The sequence below is a fragment of the Mycetohabitans sp. B46 genome (assembly GCF_037389205.1).
Taxonomy (GTDB): domain Bacteria; phylum Pseudomonadota; class Gammaproteobacteria; order Burkholderiales; family Burkholderiaceae; genus Mycetohabitans.
Map to the genome: position 1 here is coordinate 45,433 of NZ_JADBGL010000018.1, position 6,374 is coordinate 51,806.

The window sequence follows — 6,374 nt, forward strand, 5'->3', positions numbered from 1 at the left end:
TGAGTGTCCGGTCAACTGGCAGTAACGTGGTCCGCCACGTATGGATTCGTGCGCCGCTCCTCGCCGAAGCTCGACATCGGACCGTGTCCGGGGACGAAGCGTACGTCGTCACCGAGCGGCCACAGTTTCTTACAGATCGACGAAATGAGGTCCGCATGATTGCCGCGCGGGAAATCTGTCCGTCCGATCGATCCCGCGAATAATACGTCGCCGACCAGCGCAAGTCGATGTTCGCGGCTGAAAAAAACCACGTGTCCCGGCGTGTGTCCTGGGCAGTGAAGGGCCTCCAGTATCTCATTGCCGAACTGCACGGTATCGCCATCGTGCAGCCAACGGTCCGGCTCGAATGCTTGCGCTGCCGGCAGGCCGAAACGCGTGCTCTGCTGCGGCAGCAATGCCAGCCAGAATTGCTCATCCGGATGCGGTCCCTCGATCGGCACGCCGTAGTGGCTTGCCAATGCACGGGCACCTGCGCAATGGTCGACGTGTCCGTGTGTCAACAACACTTTTTCCACGCTCGCGCCGCGCTTTTGCACCTGCGCTTGAATCAACTCCAGATCGCCTCCCGGATCGACAATGGCGGCGCGTTGGGTCTGCTCGCACACGAGCAGCGAGCAGTTCTGCATGAAGGCAGTAACGGGAATCAGCTTGACTTGCATTGGGTTTGGAAGCGCACTGAGCGGCTGGCTAAGTGAAGGCAACATTGTAGTCGCCCTGTCCCGATCCGCGCATCCGTGCGTTTACATGGGCACGGCGGCGTATTACGTAAAAATGACGCTTTGCGCCATCGGATATAATGGTCGGCATGCACCTTAATTGTGCAATCAAGTCGGACGCCTTCGCACCGCACGGCGGGGTAGAAAGGGGCGCCGTTCAGTAATCACGCCGCATACGAAACGCGGCGGCATCCAGCATCGCAAGTCGATGCGACACGTCCCATCCGGTTGGGCGCGGGGCGCCTGATTCCCGGCGTAGCCCGGCACCGGTACGGAGCCTTCACCGCTGGTCGGCATGGCGTTTAATTGGCAAGCGCCATGCCAGTTGTTGTAGCGTCGTCAGCGGTGATTCGGGTCTGGATGACGCCCTTTACAGGGGTGGCCAGACGTGCCTTAAACCTGGCGGACCACGGCGCTTGCCGTTTCGCGATCGTTGCCCACCGTGCGCAGCTTGCCTGTGTGGTGTCGTGGCGCATCCGCTCGTTCGCCCAGAGCCGTAGCCATTGGTGGCGGCTCATGATAGTGAAGATGCACCTATGAAAGCTCGATGGCCTCGACGTTATGGGACCGTTTGTGCCCTCCTTCTGCTGGCCGGTTGCGCAACGGATGGCGGTCGCAAAGCGCCAACGGCGGTGAGCCCGACGATGGCAAGCGCAGGGGCAAGCGGTACGGCGCTCGTCCAGTCGGTGTCGAGCCGTGCAAAGTCAGCTCTGGATGCACTTGCGCGCGGGAAGCCGGGTGATGCGTCGGCCGACACGGTCGCACGTCATGTCGCATCGCTTGCCGATGCCGAGCCGCTGGTCGCGGATACGCCTGACGTGTCGGACTTTAAGCAGGAGGGCCGCGCATCTTGGTATGGCCCTCGTTTCCATGGCCATCGTACTGCGAACGGCGAGCGTTTCGACAAGAATGCGTTGACCGCTGCGCATCGGCGCTTGCCGCTGTCGTCATTCGTGCGCGTGACCAACGTCGCAAACAAGAGAACGGTGGTGGTGCGGATTAACGATCGGGGGCCGTATCACAGTGGACGGATCATTGACCTGTCGCAGGCGGCGGCGAGTGCGCTTGGGCTGCAGCATGCCGGGACTGCAAGAGTCCGGCTGCAAGGCTTGTCGCGCGACGAGGCTCGCGTGGCGATGGCCGAGCAACTCGCGTCGGTCAGATGACCGAAACTGCGGGTTTGTGCAGTATGCTCTGTCCCGGGCCGCGGTTCAACCGCGGCTTTTTTATCTTCCCGATCCGTCCTTTTTCAGTTCCAGCGCACGTGCATAGAGCACGCTACGTGATGCGCCCGTCAGCGCGACTGCCAGTTTGACCGCGGTGCTGACCGGCACTTCGTCCAGCAATGTCGTCAGTATTGTGTCGTGCTGGTGCGCGTCACTTTGCGTGGGTGCGCCAGCACCTTCGACCACAAGGACGAACTCGCCACGCAGCCGGTTCGGATCCGCGGCAAGCCATGCTGGCCCTTCGGCCAGCCTGCACTGATGCAGACTCTCGTGTAGCTTGGTGATTTCTCGCGCGATCAACATTCGACGCGATGGGCCAAGCGTTTCGGCCAACGCGCGTACGGTCTCGAGCGCACGGTGCGGCGCCTCATAGAAAACAAGCGCTTCTTCACGCGACGCCAGTGCCTGGAGCCGGGTGGTCCGCTGCTTCGGCTTGCTCGGCAAGAAGCCGGCGAAGGTAAACGTGCCCGCCCAATCGCCGGTCACACTCAGCGCAGCGGTCACCGCGCTGGCGCCCGGTATTGGCACCACGTCCAGTCCTGCGTCACGTACTGCGTCAACTAGCCGTGCACCGGGATCTGAGATGCCAGGCGTGCCTGCGTCCGACACGTATGCGATACGCTCGCCCGCGCGTAGGAAATCAACGACGCGCTGTGCGGCTTCGCGTTCGTTGTGTTCGTGAACCGCTAGCAATGGGCGCGTAATTTGGTAACGCGCGAGCAGTTGTGCCGTGTTGCGCGTATCTTCCGCCGCAATGCGGTCCACCAGCGCAAGCACGTGCAACGCGCGGAGCGTGATGTCGGCGACATTGCCGATCGGCGTCGCCATCACATAAAGCGCTGGTGCCGGATAGTGCTGGTTCTCGGCGAGCGCGAGGGGATCGATCAAGGCATACCTCAGGAGAAGCGATGAGCAACGAAGCGCCCGCCATTGTGCCACGACGTGGCATAGCGACTGGTACCGCCCGGCCGGCGATGCAGCCGACACAGCCGACACAGCCGACACAGCCGACACAGCCGACACAACCGACGCGGCCGACGCAGGCCGAAGGGGCGCTGAACAACTTTTTGCAACGGCCGGTGTCGAAGCGGGTCGGTCGTGTTTTTGAGTCGCATGCGCTGCGCCATTTGAACCGCCACGGGTTGGCACTGGTAGCGCGCAACGTACGTTATCGACGCGGGGAGATTGACCTGGTTATGCGGACCACCGATGGGACGATCGTATTTGTCGAGGTCCGTGCTCGCAATCGCCCCGATTATGGTGGAGCACTCGCCAGTGTCGATGTGCGTAAGCAATATCGCCTGATGGCTGCCGCCCGGGCTTTTCTGGCTACGCGTTTGGCAGGTGGGCACCTGCGGACGGTGCCACCTTGCCGGTTTGACATCGTCGCGTTCGATGGTGGCCAACTGACGTGGATCGTCGATGCCTTCAGCGAAGATCCGCGACTGCGGTAAACTCGCGGGCGAGAAACGAGCATGAGCAATTGATGTCGATCGAGAGAATTCAGCGGCAGTTCCGCGAGAGCGCGGAGTTGCAATTGACTGCATTGGACGCGCTGGGAGTGCCGATTGCCGCGGCGATCGATGCTATGTTCGCGACACTGGCGAACGGTGGCAAGATCCTGGCGTGCGGGGATGGCGCGTGCATGTTGGATGCGCAGCGTTTCGCAGCAGCGCTCGTTGGTCGTTTCGAGCGCGACCGTCCGGGGCTGCCGGCGCTTGCCCTGGCCAATGATGACTTGATGAGAGCGTCCGGCGGCACGCAGGCGTACGACGAGGTTTTCGCGCGTCAGCTGCGGTCGCTGGGGCACAGCGACGACATACTGCTGGCGATCGCCGGGCACGATGATGCACCGGCGTTGGTTGCGGCCGTCGATGCTGCGCATGAGCGGGAGATGATCGTCGTCGCGTTGACCGGGGCTGGCGGCGGGTCGCTGTCCCAAGCGCTGCTCGATACCGACATCCATATTTTCGTGCCCGCGCAGCGTCAAGCGCGGGTTCATGAGCTGCAGCTGCTGACGATCCATTGCTTATGCGACGGGATCGACGCAATGTTGCTCGGGGAAGAAGACTGACCAAATCAGGGAGAGCTTATCGATGATTGCCACTCGCGTCCGTAAAACGCTTATGCATGCCGTGTTGGCCGTGGGCCTTGCGTCATCGCTCCAGGGCTGCGGCTTACTGCTGCTGGGCGGCGCGGCCGGTGGCACGCTGATGGCCGTGGACCGGCGCACGCTCGGGGCACAGACGGAGGACCGCGAGATCCAAATCAAGGCATTGAAACGGATCGGCGGTGCATTGCCGGACACTGCTCACGTCAATCTGACGATTTATAACCGTCGCGTGCTGTTGACCGGTGAGGTGCCGGATGAGGTTGCGAAGCAAAAGGCCGAGTCGATCGTGCGTGACATCACCAACGTGAGCAGTATCGCCAATGAACTGGCCGTACAGTCCGCAAGTTCGTTTTCTTCTCGCACCAGCGATACGTATATCAGTAGCAAGGTGCAGGCCGCGTTGGTCGGCAGCAAGGATATTTCGTCGAACTATTACAAATGGACTACGGAGCGCGGCATTGTTTACTTGATGGGCCTGGTGACGGTTGACGAAGGCAATCGAGGGGCGGACGTTGTCAGTCGCGTGACCGGTGTGAAGCAGGTCGTCAAGCTGTTTCAGTACGTGAAGCCCGAGGATGCGAAATCACTGGTAGTGGCGCCGGCATCCGATGCCAGCGCGGCGTTTGCGCCCGCGGCGGAGCAGCCGACGGGGGCAACGGTGGGCGAAGTGCCGCCGGCAGGGGTGACTGAGCAACCGCTTGATCAACAGCCGCCCGCGCCTGTGTCCAACTCGGCGATCAAGCCGGGTAACCCGAAGGCACCGAATTGATGAGCGGAGTCAGTCAGGTGCGTTGGCACGGAGTGGGGGTGCAGGGCGGATTCGGGTTGACTCGGTGGGGGGGATTGCGTTGGGGCGTAGCCGTTGTGCTGGCGGGGGCGGCCACCGGCGCGCAGGCGTATGATGCCGAGCGTGCGCAGGCCCTTGCAAAGCAGAATGCGTGCTTTGGTTGCCATGCCATCGAGCGCAAACTCGTCGGACCCAGCTTTGCCCAGATTGCTCAACGGTACAAGGCAGATGCGACGGCGTCCACGCGGCTGGTCAAGAAGGTCGTGCAAGGCGGAGCAGGCGTGTGGGGACCGATTCCAATGCCGTCGCATCCTCGGCTGAGTGAGGCTGATGCGAAGGTGCTGGTGGATTGGGTGCTGGTGGGTGCGCCGAGGAAGTAGGGGGGAACGTCTTGCTTTCGAGGCCCACATTTCTGCTATACTTATCGCTTCGCGTGGGGCGGTAGCTCAGCTGGGAGAGCGTCGCGTTCGCAATGCGAAGGTCGGGAGTTCGATCCTCCTCCGCTCCACCAACAGAATCAAGGGTTTAGCCGATGGCTAGGCCCTTTTTCTTTAGTCGATTTGATTTATTGCGCCAATTTTGCGCCACTCGGGTTGTCGAAGCTTGAGACGCAACTCTTGAAGCAGTGAATGGCCTCTATCACCCGTCGAGGCGATTTTTAGTAGCAGGCGCGTGTTCGGCGTAAGGGCTACCCTGTACAAATCAAGACGTTCAATACGCGAGCCGAAGCGCAAGCGTGGGCTCGACAAATCGAATCCGAGATCGATCGCGGGGTCTTCGTCAGTCGAACAGAAGCGGAGTCGACGACCCGCTATGAGGCACCCGATCGGTACGAGCGCCAAATAGCCTCGTCGAAGAAGGGGAAAGCACAAGAAATTTCTCCGCTGAGGGCAGGGAGAGCAACGCCGATCGCACAATGATCGATGGCGTCGGTGCGCAGCGCGGACGTGGCCAAGCTGCGCGATGATTGGCTGAAGCAGGCAAATCCCTTCTTGAAGCTGGCGACGGTACTGCGGCGACTGGTCGTCCTTTCCCACGTTTTCAGCATTGCTCGCAAGGAATGGGGAATAGAGAATCTTTCCAATCCTGTCGAGCTTTGTACGCAAACCACAAGCAAGCAATGCTTGTACGCGGCGATCATCGAAGTTGAGGTCGAACCACGCTACGATAGACGAGCAGCAGATGGCAAGTTACAGCGCGTCATATCGGCCAGCGGATCTGAGATGCTGCCAACGATCATCTGCTTAGCGGTGGGAACCGCAATGCGCTGTGACGAGATTTCGCCTCGTGCCATCGAGACGCGCAAAGAGGGGCGGAAGACTTCCGGCGGCAAGGGCGCCGGCGACGGGTGTGTCTTTTCCATCTGAGGAGACGCCATAAATCGCCGCTCTCGCGCGTCTATTGGGTTCGCACAGAGGCGTGGTTGCCGAACGACTGACACCAATCCGCGGCCGGTTCGCGTTGCAGGCGATCCGCTTTACTGCATATCAGGGACGGCGAACCAAGAGGACGGTAGGTTGTCGGCAGCAGGT

8 protein-coding genes and 1 tRNA gene are annotated in these 6,374 nt (G+C 61.3%); 7 read left to right on the forward strand and 2 right to left on the reverse strand.

Annotated features, from left to right (window positions below):
- Positions 1 to 11: 11 nt before the first annotated feature.
- Positions 12 to 659 carry an MBL fold metallo-hydrolase gene (locus IHE30_RS14640; protein WP_337691694.1) on the reverse strand — a complete coding sequence of 216 codons (648 nt, stop codon included), beginning with the start codon at positions 657 to 659 and terminating at the stop codon, positions 12 to 14.
- Positions 660 to 1,252: 593 nt separating this feature from the next.
- Here IHE30_RS14640 and IHE30_RS14645 point away from each other — a divergent pair.
- Positions 1,253 to 1,882 (forward strand): septal ring lytic transglycosylase RlpA family protein, encoded by a 630-nt coding sequence (locus tag IHE30_RS14645; RefSeq protein WP_337691677.1) that lies wholly within the window; start codon positions 1,253 to 1,255, stop codon positions 1,880 to 1,882.
- Between the two features lie 60 nt (positions 1,883 to 1,942).
- Here the strand turns inward: IHE30_RS14645 and rsmI are convergent, their stop codons facing one another.
- The gene (rsmI, locus tag IHE30_RS14650; RefSeq protein ID WP_443193689.1) at positions 1,943 to 2,770 is read right to left on the reverse strand and encodes a 16S rRNA (cytidine(1402)-2'-O)-methyltransferase; all 828 of its coding nucleotides are present in this window, start codon (positions 2,768 to 2,770) and stop codon (positions 1,943 to 1,945) included.
- Between the two features lie 80 nt (positions 2,771 to 2,850).
- Here rsmI and IHE30_RS14655 point away from each other — a divergent pair, with 80 nt between their 5' ends.
- From IHE30_RS14655 to IHE30_RS14680, 6 genes are all read left to right on the forward strand, one after another.
- Complete coding sequence (locus IHE30_RS14655; protein ID WP_337691680.1) at positions 2,851 to 3,396, forward strand: YraN family protein; 546 nt, start codon at positions 2,851 to 2,853, stop codon at positions 3,394 to 3,396.
- 32 nt (positions 3,397 to 3,428) lie between these two features.
- Positions 3,429 to 4,016: an SIS domain-containing protein gene (locus IHE30_RS14660; RefSeq protein ID WP_337691681.1), complete on the forward strand. Its 588-nt coding sequence runs from the start codon at positions 3,429 to 3,431 to the stop codon at positions 4,014 to 4,016.
- A gap of 22 nt (positions 4,017 to 4,038) precedes the next feature.
- Complete coding sequence (locus IHE30_RS14665) at positions 4,039 to 4,824, forward strand: BON domain-containing protein (protein WP_337691682.1); 786 nt, start codon at positions 4,039 to 4,041, stop codon at positions 4,822 to 4,824.
- Complete coding sequence (locus tag IHE30_RS14670; protein WP_337691683.1) at positions 4,824 to 5,222, forward strand: c-type cytochrome; 399 nt, start codon at positions 4,824 to 4,826, stop codon at positions 5,220 to 5,222. The genes IHE30_RS14665 and IHE30_RS14670 overlap by 1 nt, the downstream gene beginning before the upstream one ends.
- A 55-nt stretch (positions 5,223 to 5,277) precedes the next feature.
- Positions 5,278 to 5,353: transfer RNA gene (locus tag IHE30_RS14675), tRNA-Ala, on the forward strand.
- A gap of 421 nt (positions 5,354 to 5,774) precedes the next feature.
- Positions 5,775 to 6,209: a hypothetical protein gene (locus IHE30_RS14680; protein ID WP_337691685.1), complete on the forward strand. Its 435-nt coding sequence runs from the start codon at positions 5,775 to 5,777 to the stop codon at positions 6,207 to 6,209.
- The last annotated feature ends 165 nt before the right edge of the window (positions 6,210 to 6,374 follow it).